This window comes from Gulosibacter chungangensis, assembly GCF_008831155.1.
In the GTDB taxonomy this organism is placed as follows: Bacteria; Actinomycetota; Actinomycetes; order Actinomycetales; family Microbacteriaceae; genus Gulosibacter; species Gulosibacter chungangensis.
The window spans coordinates 159,124-178,092 of the sequence record NZ_WBKB01000002.1; the positions used below are offsets into that span (position 1 = coordinate 159,124).

16 protein-coding genes are annotated in these 18,969 nt (G+C 60.5%); 15 read left to right on the forward strand and 1 reads right to left on the reverse strand.

Annotated features, from left to right (window positions below; translation table 11 throughout):
• The first annotated feature begins 22 nt into the window (after window positions 1-22).
• The 3 genes from hisD to F8O05_RS04120 are packed head-to-tail and all read left to right on the forward strand — an operon-like array spanning window position 23 to window position 3,018.
• The gene (hisD, locus tag F8O05_RS04110; RefSeq protein WP_158051496.1) at window positions 23-1,342 is read left to right on the forward strand and encodes a histidinol dehydrogenase; all 1,320 of its coding nucleotides are present in this window, start codon (window positions 23-25) and stop codon (window positions 1,340-1,342) included.
• Window positions 1,343-1,350: 8 nt separating this feature from the next.
• On the forward strand, window positions 1,351-1,860 hold the full coding sequence (gene nrdR / locus F8O05_RS04115) for a transcriptional regulator NrdR (RefSeq protein ID WP_158051497.1): 510 nt from the start codon (window positions 1,351-1,353) through the stop codon (window positions 1,858-1,860).
• A 57-nt stretch (window positions 1,861-1,917) separates the two neighbouring features.
• A complete protein-coding gene (locus tag F8O05_RS04120) occupies window positions 1,918-3,018 on the forward strand; it encodes a quinone-dependent dihydroorotate dehydrogenase (RefSeq protein WP_158051498.1) in 1,101 nt (366 codons plus the stop codon).
• A gap of 75 nt (window positions 3,019-3,093) precedes the next feature.
• Here the strand turns inward: F8O05_RS04120 and F8O05_RS04125 are convergent, their stop codons facing one another.
• Window positions 3,094-3,768, reverse strand: coding sequence for a DUF3043 domain-containing protein (locus tag F8O05_RS04125; protein ID WP_158051499.1), 675 nt, complete (start codon window positions 3,766-3,768; stop codon window positions 3,094-3,096).
• Window positions 3,769-3,996: 228 nt separating this feature from the next.
• Between F8O05_RS04125 and F8O05_RS04130 the strand changes: the two genes are divergently transcribed.
• The 12 genes from F8O05_RS04130 to ctaF all read left to right on the forward strand — a co-directional run bounded on the left by F8O05_RS04130 (window position 3,997) and on the right by ctaF (window position 18,961).
• Window positions 3,997-5,592, forward strand: a complete 1,596-nt coding sequence (locus tag F8O05_RS04130) for an ABC transporter substrate-binding protein (protein ID WP_158051500.1) — start codon at window positions 3,997-3,999, stop codon at window positions 5,590-5,592.
• Between the two features lie 3 nt (window positions 5,593-5,595).
• A complete protein-coding gene (locus F8O05_RS04135) occupies window positions 5,596-6,540 on the forward strand; it encodes an ABC transporter permease (RefSeq protein WP_158051501.1) in 945 nt (314 codons plus the stop codon).
• A gap of 12 nt (window positions 6,541-6,552) precedes the next feature.
• On the forward strand, window positions 6,553-7,458 hold the full coding sequence (locus F8O05_RS04140) for an ABC transporter permease (protein ID WP_158051502.1): 906 nt from the start codon (window positions 6,553-6,555) through the stop codon (window positions 7,456-7,458).
• Entirely contained in the window at window positions 7,455-9,095 is a 1,641-nt protein-coding gene (locus F8O05_RS04145; protein ID WP_158051503.1) for a dipeptide ABC transporter ATP-binding protein, read from the forward strand. Before F8O05_RS04140 ends, F8O05_RS04145 begins: the two co-directional genes overlap by 4 nt.
• The gene (locus tag F8O05_RS04150) at window positions 9,092-10,300 is read left to right on the forward strand and encodes an LLM class flavin-dependent oxidoreductase (protein WP_158051504.1); all 1,209 of its coding nucleotides are present in this window, start codon (window positions 9,092-9,094) and stop codon (window positions 10,298-10,300) included. The genes F8O05_RS04145 and F8O05_RS04150 overlap by 4 nt, the downstream gene beginning before the upstream one ends.
• A complete protein-coding gene (locus F8O05_RS04155) occupies window positions 10,297-11,619 on the forward strand; it encodes an NtaA/DmoA family FMN-dependent monooxygenase (RefSeq protein ID WP_158051505.1) in 1,323 nt (440 codons plus the stop codon). The genes F8O05_RS04150 and F8O05_RS04155 overlap by 4 nt, the downstream gene beginning before the upstream one ends.
• Window positions 11,616-13,700, forward strand: coding sequence for an FAD/NAD(P)-binding protein (locus F8O05_RS04160; protein ID WP_158051506.1), 2,085 nt, complete (start codon window positions 11,616-11,618; stop codon window positions 13,698-13,700). The genes F8O05_RS04155 and F8O05_RS04160 overlap by 4 nt, the downstream gene beginning before the upstream one ends.
• 80 nt (window positions 13,701-13,780) lie before the next feature.
• Window positions 13,781-15,175 (forward strand): dipeptidase, encoded by a 1,395-nt coding sequence (locus F8O05_RS04165; RefSeq protein WP_158051507.1) that lies wholly within the window; start codon window positions 13,781-13,783, stop codon window positions 15,173-15,175.
• Window positions 15,176-15,303: 128 nt separating this feature from the next.
• Entirely contained in the window at window positions 15,304-15,669 is a 366-nt protein-coding gene (locus F8O05_RS04170) for a HesB/IscA family protein (RefSeq protein ID WP_158051508.1), read from the forward strand.
• Window positions 15,670-15,923: 254 nt separating this feature from the next.
• A complete protein-coding gene (gene ctaC, locus F8O05_RS04175) occupies window positions 15,924-16,805 on the forward strand; it encodes an aa3-type cytochrome oxidase subunit II (protein WP_225735724.1) in 882 nt (293 codons plus the stop codon).
• 11 nt (window positions 16,806-16,816) lie between these two features.
• Window positions 16,817-18,535, forward strand: coding sequence for an aa3-type cytochrome oxidase subunit I (gene ctaD, locus F8O05_RS04180; RefSeq protein ID WP_158051509.1), 1,719 nt, complete (start codon window positions 16,817-16,819; stop codon window positions 18,533-18,535).
• A gap of 9 nt (window positions 18,536-18,544) precedes the next feature.
• Complete coding sequence (gene ctaF / locus F8O05_RS04185) at window positions 18,545-18,961, forward strand: aa3-type cytochrome oxidase subunit IV (protein WP_158051510.1); 417 nt, start codon at window positions 18,545-18,547, stop codon at window positions 18,959-18,961.
• Window positions 18,962-18,969: the final 8 nt, after the last annotated feature.

Below are 18,969 nucleotides of genomic sequence, written 5' to 3' on the forward strand. Positions count from 1 at the left end.
TCCGCCGTAGACTGGATGCATCATGATGCAGACTATTGATCTGCGCGGTCAGACGCTCTCCACGAGCCAGCTGCGCACCGTTATCCCGCGACCAGAACTCGACGTTACGGAAGCCCTCGCCGGGGCAACCCAGCTCATCCAAGAGGTTCGCGAGCATGGCGAGGAGGCGCTGCTTGAACAGGCCGAGCGATTCGATCGGGTTCGACCGAACGCGATTCCCGCCACGGGTGAAGCCATCGATGCTGCGGTAGAGGGACTCGATCCGGCCGTCCGCAGTGCGCTCGAGGAGATGATCCGTCGAGTCCGCCTCGCATCCGCGGGGCAGGTACCCGCCCCCGCGATAACTGAAGTTGCGAACGGCGCGATCATTGAGCAGCGCTGGGAACCGGTGGAACGCGTTGGGCTGTATGTCCCGGGCGGCAAGGCCGTGTACCCGTCAAGTGTGGTGATGAATGTCGTTTCGGCCCAGGTCGCCGGGGTGAAATCAATCGCCATCGCATCCCCACCGCAGGCCGACTATGGCGGTGCGATTCACCCGACGATTCTTGCCGCGGCGGGACTACTTGGTGTGACCGAGGTGTATGCGATGGGCGGTGCCGGTGCCATCGGTGCGTTCGCCTATGGTGTCGAAACGCTCGGCCTGGAACCGGTCAACGTCATCACCGGTCCGGGAAATGTCTGGGTTGCGGCGGCGAAGCGGGCTGTGACCTCGGTCGTTGGCATTGACGCTGAAGCTGGCCCAACCGAGGTATTGATCATCGCCGATGACAATGCCGATCCGGAACTGATCGCCGCCGACCTGCTGGGCCAGGCAGAACACGATGAACTGGCCGCAGCCGTGTTGGTCACCGACAGTGCCGAACTCGCAGCTGCGGTAGAGCCCATCCTGGCACGGCGCACGAATGCCACCAAGCACTCGGAACGCGCGAGCACCTCGCTCCGGGGACAGCAGTCAGCAATCGTGCTGGTCGACAACCTCACCGAAGCGGCTCGGGTGTCGAACGCGTACGGACCGGAACACCTGCAGATCCAGACCGCTGATGACAACGGGGTACTCGAGCTGATTACGAGCGCCGGGGCCATTTTCGTGGGGCCGTATGCTCCCGTTCCGCTGGGCGATTACATCGCCGGTTCCAACCACGTGCTGCCGACCGGGGGCCAAGCAATTCACGCTTCGGGACTCGGCGCGCACACCTTCCTGCGGGCACAGCAGATCATCCGCTATGACCGGGAAGCACTCGATGAGGTGCGCGATCGGTTGCGCGTGATCGCAACGGATGAAGACTTGCCCGCGCACGGTGAGTCCGTGGATGCGCGGTTCGGCGCAGGCCGCGACGCGTAGGGGAACGAATGCACTGTCCATTTTGTCGTCATGATGACTCGCGCGTGGTCGACTCTCGAACCACGGATGATGGTTTCGCGATTCGCCGTCGCCGCCAGTGTCCCAACTGCTCGAAGCGTTTTTCGACGCTTGAAACCGCGAGCCTGAGCGTCATTAAGCGCGCTGGCGTGGCCGAGCCGTTCTCGCGGGACAAGATTGTCTCGGGCGTTCGCAAGGCCTGCCAGGGTCGTCCCGTCACCGACACGGACCTGGCGCAATTGGCGCAAAAGGTCGAGGAAACGATCCGTGCGGGTGGTTCCTCACAGGTGGAGGCGAATGACATCGGCCTCGCTATCCTACCGTTCTTGCGCAAGCTCGACGACGTCGCCTATCTGCGTTTCGCGAGCGTCTATCAGGGCTTCGCCTCGGCGGATGACTTTGAAGCGGCGATCCAACAGCTGAAAACTGACGGCGTCACGCCAAAGTATGCGAATGAGGATGCTGACGGGGAGTCTGTCGTCGAACCATCCGGGCAATAGGGCTGGCGCCTGACACATAATTACGTGGATTTACCCATTAGGAAAAGGACTTCTCACTTGCTTACCAGTCTCGCGCGGTGCGCCTATGGTGCTGTTTTCAACACCGTCTTTCGTCGAATGGATGCGGAAAAGGCGCACGGGATCGGTGCCAAAGTGATCTCAACCATCGGCGAACTCGGTGTTGTGCAACGGCTTGCGTACCGCTACTGTCAGCCGGAGCGGTCGCTGCGGGTGCACGCTATGGGACTGGAATTTCCCTCACCCTTCGGTTTAGCAGCGGGTTTTGATAAGGATGCCGAGCTGATCGACGGGCTCACCGCACTCGGTTTCGGGCACGTTGAAGTCGGTACGGTGACTCCGCGGGCACAACCCGGCAATCCCAAACCGCGAATGTATCGGCTCCCTGCTGACCGGGGGCTCATTAACCGGATGGGCTTCAATAACGGGGGCGCGACTGCCGCCGCGGAAAACATTGCCGCTCGCAAGACGCGCGATGCCATCGTGGGTGTCAACATCGGCAAGAACAAAGACACCGCCGCGGAAAATGCGGTCAATGACTATGTGACGGCCGCGCAGACGGTGCTTGACTACGCGGACTATCTCGTAATCAACGTATCGTCGCCGAATACGCCGGGCCTTCGTGGCCTACAAGAACTTGATGCGCTGGAACCCATTCTCCGGGAGACCAAAGCGGTGACCGGTGACACGCCCTTGCTCGTGAAAATTGCGCCGGACCTTGAAGAGGACGCGATACGGAAGATTTGCGGTCTGGCCGAGCAGGTTGGACTCGCCGGGGTGGTCGCAACCAACACCACGATCGCGCGCTCGCCGCTGTCAACGAGTAAGCGCGTGGTTGAAGCCTACGGTGCGGGTGGACTTTCGGGAAAGCCCGTCGCCGATCGCTCCTTGGCCGTGCTCAAGGTGGTACGGGATGTGCTTCCCGAACACATGTGTGTCATTTCGGTTGGTGGGGTAACGAGCCACCACGATGTCCAAGACCGATTGGCTGCGGGAGCCACCTTGGTCCAGGGCTACACGGCATTTCTGTATGAGGGACCGCTCTGGGCGGCGAGCATCAACCGCGGGCTCACCGCACCGAAGTACAACGGGAAAACAAGACTCGACGCGAAAGTCGCCAAGGCTGCCGCGAAGAAATAACAAGCTAGAGCCGTAACGCCAAGGACGGGTACCGAAGTAGACCTTCGGTACCCGTCCTTGGCGTTGACGTAGTTGCTAGCGTCCGGTGAACTCGACCTTGGTGAAACGCTTAACCTGTGGCTTCGGCATCCGCAGAAAGCGCATCTGCATTGAGCGGCCAACCGACGCAAAATAGAAGCCCTTCTGAAGCTTTTCCGCGCCCAGGACCTCCGCGATCTTCTTGCGCACGAGGCGCCCATAAATGATGCCTTCGATAATGCACACCGCGAGATAAACCCAGATGAAGCCCATCGCCCAAAGCGCCGCGTTGGTTGACGGGAAGAACGTCGCAATGATGACGAGGAACATCATCGGAACGAGCGCCTCCCCGAGCGTGAAGTGCGAGTCGATGTAGTCACGCATGAAGCGCTTCTGCGGTCCGCGATCGGACTCCCGAAGGTATCGATCATCGCCACGGGCCATACCCGCGCGCGCTTCGGCTTGATTTGCACGCAGACGTTCCTGTGCCTGCCGCTTTGCTTCCTTACGGTCTTCGGGAACGAGCGGGCGGAAGTTTGCCGCCTGCGCTTCGCTGCGTTTGGGGGTTGGGCCCTTTTTGCCCTGGGCTTTGGAGGGTGACGCCTTCGACGACTCCGTCGGGGTTTCCTCGCTTGCCGGTTGCTGCTTGGCCATGTTGTCCTTTGAACTGAAGATGGTGCGTTTCGCGGTCTTAGCTGCGTTAAACGCGTACTCCTCCATCTTAAGGGGCACGGCCCTGCCTCGTCATAATCCGAGGTCTCACACGGCACATCACTAACAAAGAACTCCCTGAAACACCAATTCTGTGACGCGAAATTCTTCGTGTGACGTTTCATGTCCGAAGGCGTCGAGTATGACGTAACAATCCAGCAGAATTCCCTTGAGATTCCTAGGATTCTAAGGCCTAAACGATTTATGACCGCCTGAATTGGTGCTGCACCATTCGACCGAAGGAACCTGATGACTTCACGCTCGCGCTTTCTCGCCACCCTGGCGACTGCATCCGTAGCCGCCCTTGCTCTTGCCGGGTGCGCCGGCGGTGGCGGATCCCCGACGGGCACGAGTGGCGAGCCGGTGCACGGAGGCAGCCTCGCCTTCGGAATCCCCGACGACAACGGCTGCGTTGACCCGCAACAGGTCAGCAATAACGACAACATCAATATCGCCAAGCAAACGGTCGCCAGCCTGACGGCACAAAACCCAGAAACCGGAGAAATCGAGCCCTGGCTCGCGAGTGACTGGACGGTCAGCGATGACGCGACCGAGTTCACCTTCACCCTGCGTGATGACGCCACCTTCTCGGACGGTTCCCCGATTGACGCCGAGGCAGTCAAAGCGAACTTCGAGAAGATCGTGGAACTCGGCACGGTAGCCCCGCTCGGCTCAAGCTACCTGCTCGGGCTCGACTCGATCACGGTGGTGGACCCGAGCACCGTCACAATTAAGTTCGCGCAGCCCTCGGCCCAGTTTTTGCAGGCAACCTCAACCCACGCACTGGGTCTGATTTCGGTCGACTCGGTAGAACTCAGCCAGGAAGAACGATGCGCGGGTGACTACATCGGCTCGGGCCCGTTCATCCTGGAAAGCTACACCCCGAATACCGGGGCTGAACTCTCCAGTCGGGAAGATTACGCCTGGGCACCGGCATTCTCGGAGAACCAGGGTGCTCCCTACCTGGACACACTGAGTTTCACGGTCATCCCGGAATCCTCCACGCTGACCGGCGCACTGCAGTCGAACCAGATTCAGTCTTCGGCAAACATTGCCCCGCTCGATCAGACCGTCCTATCGGACGCCGGTTACTCGCTCGACAATCGTGCGAATCCCGGCATGGTCTACACCTGGCAGCCGAATATAGAGCACCCGGTGTCGGGTGACGAGGCCGTGCGGCAAGCGATGCTGCGAGCAATTGACCGGCAGGCAATCGCCGACCTCCTCACCGAGTTCGATCGTCCCGCAACCTCGCTGCTCTCGGACTCCACACCGAACTACAGCGACCAGTCCGACTTGCTTGCGTACAACCCCGAGGAAGCAAAACAGATCCTCGATGACGCCGGTTGGGTTGAAGGTAGCGACGGCATTCGGGAACGCGATGGCGAAAAGCTCTCCTTCACGATCCGCTATTGGCAGCCGACCACCGACCAGCTGCAGCTGATGCAGCAGCAGCTGCGCGAGGTGGGCATCGACATGCAGATCGAGCAGACCACAGTTGCCGACATGTTCGCGACCATGAACGATGAGGGCAACACCGGCCAGTGGTCAAACCTGACCCGTGCCGACGCGGACGTCCTCACCTCGACCTTCGGCCCGAACGCGCTGTTCAACGCCCATCGAAACAACCCGGCCACGGATGAGCACCTCGCTGCACAGGCAACGCTGCTCGACCCGGAAGAGCGCCAGGTTGAGGTTGACGCAACAGTTCGCTCGATCCTAGAAAGCGCCGACGTAATCCCGGTATTCCAGCTTTCGACCACAATCGTGTCGGCTCCGAACACCCACGGCGTCGCCTTCGACGGCTCCACCCGCATCGACTTCCAGAATGCCTGGACGGAGTAACGCTTGGGCTTATACCTACTGCGTCGAATCGGCTTCGGAATCTTCGTAATCTGGGCCGCATTTACGATCGTCTACTTCATCCTCTACCTGCTGCCCGGCGACCCGGTCGCCGCGGCAGTGGGTGCAGGGGGAGTGGGCTCTACGGAGCTCATTGAACAAAAACGCGAAGAACTCGGGTTTAACCGGCCCTGGTATGAACAGTACTTTTCGGCGCTGTTCGGCTTGATCGTGGGCGACTTCGGGGCAACATTTGCAACCGGCGAGCCCGCCATAGACCGCGTACTCGCGGCTCTGCCCAGCACCCTGCGCCTTGCTGGCCTTGGATTCGTATTCACCATCATCATCGGCATCGGTATGGCACTTCTTGCCACGCTTCCGCGCGCGAACTGGGTTCGACAGTTCATCGGCGGGCTTCCGCCAATCGCCGTTGCCGTGCCGTCCTTCTGGCTCGGTATCGTGCTGCTGCAGGTGTTCTCCTTCGGACTGGGCTGGTTTCCTGCCTTTGACAACCACGACTTTGCCTCGCTGGTGCTCCCGGCGTTGACCCTCGGAATTTTCACCGGCTCCTACCTCGCCCAGGTACTGACTTCGAGCCTGCGCTCGGAAATGAGTTCGGCCTACGTTGAACAGGTTCGCGCGAAAGGTGCTAGCCGTAACTACCTTGTATTCCGTCACGCCTTCCGCAATGCATCTCTTCCCGGACTGAACATCGCGGGCGTACTCATCGGTGGGCTGCTTGGTGGCACCGTGGTGACCGAAAAAGTCTTCTCCCGAGACGGGCTTGGCAGAGTGCTCCTCGACGCCGTATCGGCTCAGGAAATCTCAATCGTGCTGGCAGTCGTTGTCCTCGCCGCAATTGCCTTTGTCGTGATCACACTCATCGTGGACTTTTTAACCCCCCTCATCGACCGACGAATTGTAGTCCGCGCGCAGCGCGCGAGCGCCTAGGAAGGAGCGATTATGACCGAAGCAATTGTTGTCAACGCTCAGACCGAGACGCCGAACACCTCGCCGGTGAAACCACCCAGCGCGAAGGGCTTTCGCGGTCCGAATCGTTGGCGCGCCATCGGCAGCAATATCGCTTTTGGCATTGCCTGTCTGATCATCGCGGTTGTCATTGCCTGGGCAATCTGGCCGGAGTTCTTTACCAAATACGGTCCGACCGAACCGATTCCTGGTGGCCGCCTGTTGCCGCCGTCTGCGGAGCATCCCTTCGGTACCGATAATCTCAGCCAAGATGTCTATTCGCGCATGGTGTTCGGAACCTACACCTCGGTCACCGCAGCGGCTCTCGCAGTACTCGGTGGATTTCTCGCGGGAAGCCTGATTGGCCTCCTCGCCGGTTATCTGCGCGGTTGGGTGGATGAGGTACTCATGCGGATTGTGGATGTGTTGCTGTCGATCCCTTCCATCCTGCTTTCGCTCGCCATCGTGGCTTCGCTCGGCTTCGGTATCGTGAATCTCGCTATTGCCGTTGGAATTACCTCCACCGCGGCCTTTGCCCGGGTGATGCGATCCTCGGTGCTTCGAGAAGCGGAAGCGGTCTATGTGGAAGCCGCACGGATGAGCGGTGCCCGCTGGCCAGCAGTGATCGGCCGCCACGTGCTTCCGAACTCCATTACCCCGGTGCTCGCCATGGCAGCCCTGGAGTTCGGTACCGCGCTGCTGGCGATCTCAGCGCTGAGTTATCTGGGCTTCGGTGCACCGGCCGACGTCCCCGAATGGGGGTCACAGGTCTCGCTGGGCCGTGACTACATTGCCACCGCAGGCTGGCTGACCACATTCCCCGGGCTCGTGATCGTTGCCGTGGTGCTCGCCGCCAATGTTATTTCGAACCGACTGAACCGAGGAGTGCGCCGCAAATGAGTGAAGACACTGCACTGCCGCTGCTCGAAGTCACGGATCTCCACGTGAACTATCTGGTGCGTGGCCAAGAAGTACCCGCCGTTCGTGGTGTCGACTTGACCCTGAACGCCGGTGAAATCGTCGCCATTGTGGGGGAGTCCGGTTCGGGTAAATCCACTGTGGCGAAGGCGATATTGCACCTGCTCGCCGAGAACGGACGCGTGCGTGCCGAACGCATGAGCTACGCCGGCCAGGATCTACGCACCCTGAGCCGCCGGGAATGGCGGAAGATCCGCGGCGCCGAGATCGCGCTCGTCCCGCAGGACCCGACCCTCTCGCTGGACCCACTCATGGCGGTGGGCACGCAGGTTGCGGAGACCATACGCATCCACAAGCAGGGAACGAAGCAAGAAGCCCAAGCCCGAGCAATTGAATTGCTTGCCAATGCTGGAATCCCCGATGCCGAGCACCGTGCCAAACAACTGCCATCCGAGTTCTCCGGTGGGATGCGCCAACGCGCACTGATCGCCTCAGCCCTCGCCGGTGGCCCCAAACTGCTTGTGGCAGATGAACCGACTTCGGCTCTGGACGTCACCGTGCAGCGACAAATCCTCGATCGTCTCGAACAGCTTCGCGATGAGCTGGGCATCGCCGTGCTGCTGATCACCCACGATCTCGGCGTGGCAGCAGACCGAGCAGACCGTGTCGTTGTGATGCAGCACGGAGAAGTCGTGGAATCGGGCGTCGCGGCCACCGTGCTCGCGAACCCCGAACACGACTACACCCGCCGACTGCTTGCGGCCGCTCCCGGGCTGGGAAACACCGCGGTCACGCAGCGCACCCCCGAGCCGCAGGCAGAAGCGAAGACCGTATTGCGTCTGACGGACCTTCGCAAGGAGTTCTCGATTCGCGGCTCCACGGAAAGCGTGGTCGCCGTAGACGGTGTTTCCCTGACGATTCGTCAAGGCGAAACTTTTGGACTTGTCGGTGAATCCGGTTCGGGCAAATCGACCACCGCGCGTGTGGCCCTGCACCTCGAGCGCGCAACTGCGGGCACCATCGAGTTTGCTGGTGAGGATGTGACCGAGATCCGTGGCGAAGCGCTGCGGCAACTCCGGCGTCGCTTCCAACTCGTGCACCAGAGCCCCTACGCATCCCTCGACCCGCGCATGCGCATCGGCGAGATTATTCGTGAACCCCTGCGCTCATTCAAGATCGGTTCCCGAAGCGAACAACTCGCGCGGGTGACGGAGCTCCTCGACGCGGTGGCTCTTCCCAAACACTATGCCGACCGGCGTCCGGATGAACTCTCCGGCGGTCAGCGCCAGCGCGTGGCCATCGCACGGGCACTCGCCACCGGACCCGAGTGCATTGTGCTCGACGAGGCGGTCTCAGCGCTCGACGTCTCCGTGCAGGCACAGGTACTGGAACTCCTCGCGCGGCTGCAGCGAGAAACCGGGGTGGCGTACCTCTTCATTAGCCATGATCTCGGCGTAGTTCGCGAGATCTCGCATCGCGTTGGCGTGCTTCGCCGCGGTGAACTGGTTGAGACCGGACCCACCGACTCGGTACTCGCCCGTCCCGAACATCCCTACACCCAGGCCCTCATTGAGGCGATCCCGGGTGGTCGACTTCGACCTCAGGAGAATTACTCATGACTAAGACCGCATTTGGACTGGCACTGGGCATCGACGGAGTCGGTTGGCACCCCGCCGCCGAGCGCACGGATGCCGCATCCCGCCCCGCTGATCCCAAGTTCTGGAGCCGCATCATCGGGCAAGCGGAAAACGCGGGGTTCGACCTGGCCACGTTCGAAGACCAGTTGGAGCTTCCTGCCGGCAGCGGCCACAGTGCACGCTTCGACTCCTTCTCCCTGGCGAGTTGGCTGGCACCGCAGACGAGCCGGATCGGTCTCGTACCTGCCGCAACAACCGCGACCCAGGAGCCTTTCCACATCGCGACCGCCACGCAGACCCTGGATTTTACTTCCTCGGGCCGGGCCGGGCTGCGACTGCGAATCGGTCTCTACCCGGAAGAGCTTCGGGCAGCCGGACGTAAACCCCTGTTCAAGAGCACCGAAGAGTTCCTGCAACTTGAGCCTGCCGAGCAACAGCGGAACTATTACGAGGGCTTCGAAGAAGGGTGGGAATTCGCGCAGATCGTGCGACTGCTGTGGGACTCTTGGCAGGACGATGCTGAGATCCGCGATGTCGCAACCGGGCGCTTCCTCGACGCCGAGCGCATCCATAACCCTGACTTCCAAGGGGACTACTTCTCGGTATTTGGTGCCTCCATCACCCCGCGGTCGCCACAGGGGCAGCCGCCAGTCTTCGCACTTGCGCACCAAGAAGTCCCATATGAATTCGCATCCGCAGCCGCTGACGTCGCATTCATCACACCCTTCGATGAAGCTGACCTGATCCGTCGCCGGGAAGGCGCGGAAGCAGCCGCCAAGCGAGTGGGCCGCGAGGGGACGCCACTGCAAATATGGCCAGATATCGCTGTCTCCGTCGGTGAAGAAGGCCAGAACCGACTCGATGAACTCAACGAGGTCCTCGGCGAAGAATTCGTAACCGACACCGGAATCTTCGCTGGCACCGCTGGAGAGCTGGTTGAACTCATCGTCTCCTGGCATGAACAGGGGCTTCACGGCGCGCGACTGCGCCCACTTAGCACCAGCGCCGACCTCGCAGTGCTCGCCGATGAGGTACTCCCGAAGCTGCACAGCGCGGGCATTGCACCTGCGGACGCCACCGCAGCTACCCTCCGAGCACGACTTGGACTTCCGATCGCCGAGAACCGCTTCGTCGGCACCGCACCATTCACCGCAGATTTCCACGCCGCCAAGGAGACCCTCGCATGACTCAGCACCGTCAAATTCACTTTGCTGCGCACTTCCCAGGCGTCAACCAACAGACCGTCTGGTCACATCCAGAAGCCGGTAGCCAAATCGAATTCGAATCCTTCCGCCGGTTTGCGCAAATCGCGGAGGCCGGTTTCATGGACTATGTCTTCCTCGCGGAAGGCCTGCGACTGCGTGAACAGAAAGGGAAGCTGCACGAGCTCGATGTTGCCGGACGCCCCAACACCGTGGGCGTGCTCTCCGCACTCGCCGCGGTGACCGAACACATCGGCTTGGTCGGTACGCTGTCCGCCACGTTCAACGAGCCCGCTGACATTGCTCGACAGCTGCAAACCCTCAACGTGCTTTCGAATGGTCGCGCCGGATGGAATGTGGTGACCACCTCGAATGAGTTCACCGGGGCGAACTTCCGACGGGGCTTCTACCTCCCCCTCGAAGAGCGCTACCCGCGGGCACAGGCCATGGTTGATGCGGCGCGCCGAATTTGGGGCACCAAACCCGGCGATCGCGAGCACCTCGTCGCAGAACACGGGGGCCTCCTCGACTTTGAAACCACCGGCACTGTCCCGAGCGCGCCGGGTGAATATCCGGTCTTCGTCCAGGCCGGGATGTCCCCGCAGGGCCGTGACTTCGCTGTCACGAACTCGGACATTATTTTCTCGCACTACGGTGGCTTCGAAGCGGCACGCGCCTTCCGCGCGGATATTTCTGAGCGCCTGGCAGCGAAGGGCCGCGCCGCCGATGACCTCAAGGTGATGCCAGCGATGACAATCGTGCTGGGTGACACCGAGGTCGAGGCAAAAGAACGCGCACTCGAGATTCGTCGCGCGCAGGTGAGTCCGCAGACCGCCATTTCTTACGTTGAGCAGGTGTGGGGACGAGATCTGTCCGACTACGACCCGGACGGACCGCTACCCACCGTCGAACCCATCGAGGCAAAGGCCGCCGAGGGCTGGGTAAACACCTACGACGACCGCTTCGAGCGCGTCGCGAAGTGGCGCGAGCTTGCCGAACGAGAGAACCTCTCGATTCGCGATATCGCCGTTCGTGAGTACACCCGCGACGAGTTTGTGGGAACGCCCGAACAGGTCGCGGACACACTCATCCAGGCGGTCGACGGCCGCGCTGCTGACGGATTCACGCTTGTCGGACACCTGGTCCCCGAAGGACTCAAAGACATCGTGGAGCGCGTCATCCCAATCCTGCAGGAACGCGGCGCCTACCGCACCGAATACCCGCAGAACGCCAATTTGCGCGAGCTCATGGACACCACGGCGGCACCCCTGGAACAACTCGAACCGGCCGGAACGTCAGCATGACGGGTTCAACGCGCCGTGCTGCCCGACTCGTCGACCACGACGGGCATCTCGCGACCCGCTGCATCACCTTCGTGGGCGCGGGACCGCGGACAGCGGGCGTTGTTGAGCGGCTTGTCGCCAGTCAGGCAGAGATTGATCAACGACCGCTGATTTTGCACCTGATTGACCCCTATCCGCCGGGCGCCGGTCGGATTTGGCGGGATGACCAGTCGGGTCTGTTGACGCTGAACTCGATGGCCTGCGACGTCACGATGTTCACGGACGAGTCCTGCACGATTGATGGTCCCGTCGTGAACGGACCCGACCTGGCGACGTGGGCAAAAGAAGTGCGCGAGGGGCGCATCCGTAATATCGACATTGACCCGATTGCCGATCCGGAACTCGCGGAAGAACTGCAATCGCTCACCCCGACCAGCTTTCCCACTCGACGCTTGCATGAGCGTTATATGACCTGGTTCCTCGAGCAGGCCGTAGACAGGCTCAGCGAGGGGTCGAAGGTGATGTGGCACCGGGAAGAGGTCGTCCAAGTTGCCGATGACGCTTCTGGTGCACAGGTTGTCACGCTCTCGAATGGTGACCAGCTCACCACCGATCTGGTGATCTACTCCTTCGGTCACCTCGGGAGTGAAGTCACGGGTGAAGCACGCTACTTCAGCGACTTTGCTGCCCTGAAAGGTTCGCTATATCTGCCACCTTCCTACACCGCCGATATTGACCTGGGTGGCTTTGAACCGGGCTCCGAGGTGATCGTCCGCGGCCTCGGACTCGTCGGGATTGACCTGATGGTGCTCCTCACCCTCGGTCGGGGTGGGAAATTCGTGCGCAATGACGACGGGGTACTCGAATACCGGCCCTCGGGACACGAACCGAAGCTGCTGTTCGGGTCACGACGGGGGGTTCCCTATCGCTCCAAGGTGTCATCCAGCCCACGGGGTGCGAAATACACCCCACGCTATTTTGATGCGGATGTCGCGAGGCAAGTCGCCGAATCAACTCCGGGACTGGACTTCAGCGACCATATTTATCCACTCATCCGACGCGAAGTGCTGCACGCGTACTACCTCGAACTGTTCACCGGGTCACCGGATCGAGTCGCCATCGAGTGGGCGGAATTCCTGGTGGGACTCGATAGCCTCGACCTCGACGGTGATGAATATGCGGCGTTGACCGAGCGGGCTATTCCGGACCCGGCGGACCGTATGGACCTCGGTCACTTCGACCGTCCGCTCGCGGGTGTCCGCCTGGGATCGGCGGATGCGCTGCAACAGTGGATGCGGGAATACATCCTGCACAATCTCGAGCGCAGCACGAATCCGCGGTATTCCGAGATGCAAGCACTCTTTAATGGGCTGCTCTACGCATACATGGCTGCATCCGAGATCGCGACATCGCCGAACTGGGATCCCACTTCATTCGCGCGCGAATACCAGCGACGCTGGTACAAGTTCTTCAGCTATATTGCCTCCGGCCCGCCACCCGAACGGCTAGAACAGCTGCATGCGCTTTCCGAAGCGGGTGTCGTCGAGTTCCTTGGCGCCGGGGTGCTGGTCTCGGCGGATAATGAGACCGGTGAATTTGTCGCGAAGAGCGCGACAATTCCCGGCGAGCGACGCACCCGCGCGCTCGTGGATGCGTGGCTGCCGGAAGCGAGTGTCGAACACACCGACTCGCGAGTGCTGCGTGACCTATTGGAATCCGGTGCGGGGCGTGAACAAAGAGTTGCTTCGATCGGCAACGGTCTTGTCGAAGTTCGCATCTCAGACTCGCGCGTGATCCGCAAAGGCGGGGGAGTGCATCCTCGTCGTTTCGCGGTCGGCCCCGGCACGAGTCGGCCGAACGCGGGTGCCTTCTCGCGTCCGAATATCAACGCATTGGCATTCAGAGAATGGGACGCCCTAGCGAGAGCAATACTTACGGAACTGCGAAGTATTCGCGACGCTGCTGGTACTCCGGAGACCACACCGGGAGGGCAGGAACGTACGTCCGAGGGGAGTACGGACACCAACGATCTCGAATCAGCGTTTGATTCCGCGGCATACTACAGTCCCGAAGGTGATGTAGAGGACCTCATTCCTCGCTGACCCGTGCCTGAACGGCGGGAGCATCCTGTGAGGAAGGACCGGGTTCGGTCTTGCAGGATGCCAGCCGTAGGCTAAGGCGCATGAGTGAATCTGAGAACGTCTCGATTGGTGACCAGCTCCGCGACCGTGTCCAACTCGGTATGCCCGGTGTGGTCCGCCGATTGAGTGAGCTTGTGCGCATCCCCTCGGTGAGTTGGGATGACTTTGACCGGGCCGAGGTGCAGCGCAGTGCCGAAGCCGTGCGAGAGCTCTTTGCCGCCACCGAGCTTTTCGACGAAGTGACAATCCACCAGTATGAGGATGCAGACGGTCGACTCGGCCAGCCGGCCGTCCTCGCGCACCGCGATCCGCTGCCGGGGTATCCAACAGTGTTGCTGTACGCGCATCACGACGTCCAGCCTCCGGGGGATGCGGAGAAATGGCAGACACCGATCTTCGAACCCACCGTGATTGGCGATCGCCTCTACGGTCGCGGTGCGAGCGATGATAAAGCGGGCATTTTGGTGCACGTCGGCGCCCTGGAATCGTTGCGAGATGTCCTTGAAGCGCGACAGGAACCCTTCGGCATTGGCGTATCCATTCTGATTGAAGGCGAAGAAGAAAACGGATCCCGCAGTTTCTCGCGTTTCCTTGAGGAGCACCGCCGGGAACTTGAAGCCGACTACATCATCGTCGCCGATAGCGACAATGCGAGCCCCGAGACACCCTCACTGACCGTGGCATTGCGGGGCAACGTTACGTTTAACCTCACGGTCCGAACACTTCGCCATGCCTCGCATTCGGGTATGTATGGCGGACTCGCACCGGACGCCATGCTTGCGACGATCCAACTTCTGAACACGCTGTGGGACGAGCAAGGCGCCACTGCCGTGGCCGGGCTCGAGAGCCATGAGGCAACCGTGCCGGATGCGGATGAAGCGCAATTGCTTGCGGAGGCCGGGGTGATTGGTGGGCAACTGGTCGGTCAGGGACCGCTGAACTCCCGGATGTGGTACCAACCAGCGATTACCGTGACGGGCATTGACGCACCCAACGTGGCTAATGCATCCAACACCCTCTTACCGGAAGTGCGTGTGCGTATCTCTGCTCGAGTAGCACCCGGGCAGCCCGCGCGGGAATTTGCGGATGCACTCTTGGCACACCTTCGCGCACACGCACCGTTTGGTGCCGAACTTGAAATCGACTCGCTTGATATCGGCGAACCTTTCCTCGTGGATGCGCAGGGTGAAGGTGTTGCCCGGATGCTCACGGCGCTTGGGGAAGCGTGGGACACGACTCCGGTCGAAGCCGGCATCGGCGGATCCATTCCGATGATCTCCGAATTGATGGCACGGTTTCCCGCCGCACAGGTACTCGTCACCGGCGTAGAAGATCCGGGAACCAAGGCGCATTCACCAAACGAATCACAGCATCTTGGGGTGCTCCGGCGTGCAATCGAGGCAGAAGCGAGATTTCTTGCGAGCCACCTCAAGTAGTGAGGATCGCCCGATTGCAGCAGTCCGCTGCGGAAGAATTCGGCAATTGGTGGAATAATTTCCTGCGAGTCGGCGTTGAGGCGAAGACGACGCACGAACGTGTCGAGGACTGTTGATGAGGAGGAACCATGACGACTGCGCTGAACGGCATTACCGTCACTGAAAACAGCCACAATGTGACGCTTACCCAGGCTGCGGTGGACAAGGTGAAGGCACTGCTGAACCAGGAGGGCCGCTATGATCTGCGCCTGCGCGTAGCAGTGCAGCCCGGTGGCTGTTCCGGTCTGATTTACCAGCTCTATTTCGACGAGCGCGAGTTGGAAAACGACGCGAGCGTCGACTTCGACGGCGTCGAACTCATCATTGACGAGATGAGCATCCCGTATCTGGACGGTGCGTCGATCGATTTTTCCGACACGATCGAAAAGCAGGGCTTCAACATTGACAATCCCAATGCCGGCGGGAGCTGTGCCTGCGGTGATTCGTTCCACTAAAGCTATCGATCCCCGTCCCTTCGCGGACGACAGTGGCGTCAGTGCGGCGCTCACATCCTGCTGGGTGTGGGCGCCGCACTGCTTTCCGAAAGACCCCTTGCAGTCAGTGAACTATTTGGTGAAACACGCCACGCGGGCTTTGCCGATTGACAAGCGAGTGTCGGAATAGGGCTACACTGGGAATCGTCTGTATGCGTCTTCTCGAAAGGTCCAACGTGCGGAAGAACCACCGTAAAAAGTGGACAGCGCTCTCGTTGAGCGGTGTCCTAGCGCTCGTGCTCTCTGGATGCACGGCTCAGGAACTCAATGGCTACATGCCTGGCCTTCCGGGTACGACCGACGTCGGTGACATGACTGCTACCTTCTGGGTGAACTCCTGGGTAGTCCTGTTGGCAATCGGTTTCTTTGTCTGGGGCCTCATCATTTGGGCGACGGTTGTGTACCGCCGCCGGAAGAATGAGGTGGGTCTTCCCGTCCAGATGCGCTACCACATGCCGATTGAAATCCTCTTCACGGTTATCCCGGTTGTGCTGGTGGGTGGCTTCTTCGCCTTCACCGCACGCGACCAGGCCATCGTGGAGGACAACTGGGCTGCTGACGAGCTTGACGTGCGCATTGAGGTGTACGGCAAGCAGTGGGCTTGGGACTTCAACTACCTCGAGGTTGAAGGCTCGCAGTACGACGGCGACGTCTACTACCAGGGTGTTCAGGCAGTCGAACTTCGTGACGCAGAGGGTAAGACGACCGGTGAAGTTGACTACGGTCAGCTCCCCACTCTCTATGTACCCGTGGGCGCGAACGTGACGCTCGACCTCAAGTCGCGCGACGTTGCTCACTCCTTCTGGGTTCCTGAATTCAACTACAAGGAAGACACCATCCCGGGCAAGACGAACGAATTCTCTTTCGTCGCCGAGCGCGAGGGCGTGTACATCGGCAAGTGCGCCGAGCTCTGTGGTGAATACCACTCGATGATGCTCTTCCAGGTCGAGGTTGTCTCGGAAGCCGAGTACAACGACTACATCCAGTCGCTCCGTGACCAGGGCAACACGGGCGCACGCGGTGACGAATACAACCGCGAACTTGACAACCCGGGCACCAGCGTCCCGGTCATCCAGCATGAAGAAGAAGAGCACTAGGGCAGGGTGAAATGACTTCTACATTGAATAGACCTGCTGCCGCTGGCTCCGAGCCAGTCGCAGAGCAGGACCTATCGGTCAACAAGACCGGTAGGAAGGGCAATCTGATTTTGAAGATGCTCACCACCACCGACCACAAGATGATCGGGTACATGTACTTCGTATCCTCGGTCGTGTGGTTCTGCATCGGTGGTGTGATGGCACTGCTTATCCGTGCGCAGCTCTTTGAGCCGGGCATGGAGCTCATCGCCAACAAGGAGCAGTACAACCAGCTGTTCACGATGCACGGCACGATCATGCTGCTGATGTTCGCGACTCCGCTGTTCTCGGGCTTTGCGAACGTCATGGTTCCGCTGCAGATCGGTACCGCCGATGTCGCGTTCCCGCGACTGAACGCATTCGCATACTGGCTGTACTCCTTCGGTGCCGTCATCGCGGTGATGGGCTTCCTGACTCCGGCAGGTGCGGCGTCCTTCGGTTGGACCGCATACACGCCCCTGTCGCTATCGACCTACTCACCGGGCGTCGGCGGTGACCTGTGGATCGCCGGACTGGCGATGACCGGTTACGCCACCATCTTCGGTGCGGTGAACTTCATCACGACCACGATCACGATGCGTGCTCCGGGTATGACCATGTGGCGTATGCCGGTCTTCACCTGGAACATTCTGATCACCTCGATCCTCGTCCTGTTCGCATTCCCGGTGCTCACCGTGGCCTGGTTCGCGCTGCTGATGGACCGCGTGCTGTTGACCCATATTTATGACGTGGATGCTGGCGGTGCGATCCTCTACCAGCACCTGTTCTGGTTCTTCGGCCACCCAGAGGTGTATGTGATCGCGCTACCGTTCTTCGGTATCGTGTCCGAGATCTTCCCGGTGTTTAGCCGGAAGCCGATCTTTGGGTACAAGACGCTGGTTCTGGCCACGATTTCGATTGCCGCGTTGTCTGCTTCGGTCTGGGCTCACCACATGTACGTGACCGGTTCGGTGCTGCTGCCCTTCTTCGCTTTGATGACCATGCTCATCGCCGTGCCAACCGGTGTGAAGATCTTCAACTGGCTCGGTACGATGTGGCGCGGTTCGATCACCTTCGAGACACCGATGCTGTGGTCGCTGGGCTTCATCGTGAGCTTCCTCTTCGGTGGTCTGACCGGTGTCATCCTGGCTTCGCCGATGCTCGACTTCCAAGTCTCTGACACCTACTTCGTAGTTGCGCACTTCCACTACGTGATCTTCGGTACCGTGGTATTCGCCATGTTCGCTGGCTTCTATTTCTGGTGGCCAAAGTGGACCGGCAAGATGCTCAACGAAAGCCTCGGTAAGTGGCACTTCTGGTTGCTGTTCATCGGCTTCCACCTGACGTTCCTCGTCCAGCACTGGCTGGGTGTCATGGGTATGCCGCGTCGTTACTACACGTACCAGCCGGAAGATAACTTCACGTGGATGAACCAGGTGTCGACCATCGGTGCAATCATCCTCGCGGTATCGATGATTCCGTTCTTCTTGAACGTCTTCCTGACGCACACCCGTGGCAAGAAGGTGACCGTGAATGACCCGTGGGGCTACGGTGGCTCGCTCGAATGGGCGACCAGCTGCCCGCCGCCGCGTCACAACTTCACGTCGATCCCGCGCATCCGCTCGGAGCGTCCGGCATTCGACCTCAACCACCCGGAGTACTCGGCACCTGGCGCACACGATGAGCCGGTAGCTGTTGGCGGAAAGGCATAACGACTTACCATGCGTACAATTCGCAATATGCTCTGGGCGCTTACCGCCTTCTATCTGATCATGACCGTCGCCTATGCGGTATGGACTTCGATTGATGGAAACCCGGAATGGGTTGGTATTGTCGCCTTCTTCCTGATGACGCTGTTCAGCGCCTTCATCGCGTTCTACATGGGCTTTGAGAACAAGCCCTTCGCGAAGAAGCAACTTCCGGAAGACCGTGAGGATGCTGAAATTGCCGACGCCGATGAAGACCTCGGATTCTTCATGCCGCACACCATGTGGCCGTTCATCACGGCTGCAGCGGTTGCTGGAGTCTTTTGGAGCATCGCTGTTGGCTGGTGGCCGATCTTCTGGTTCATTCCGTTCGCGGTTGTGGGCCTGCTCGGTTGGATGTTTGAAACCTACCGAGGCAAGTTCGGCCACTAGGGTTTAGC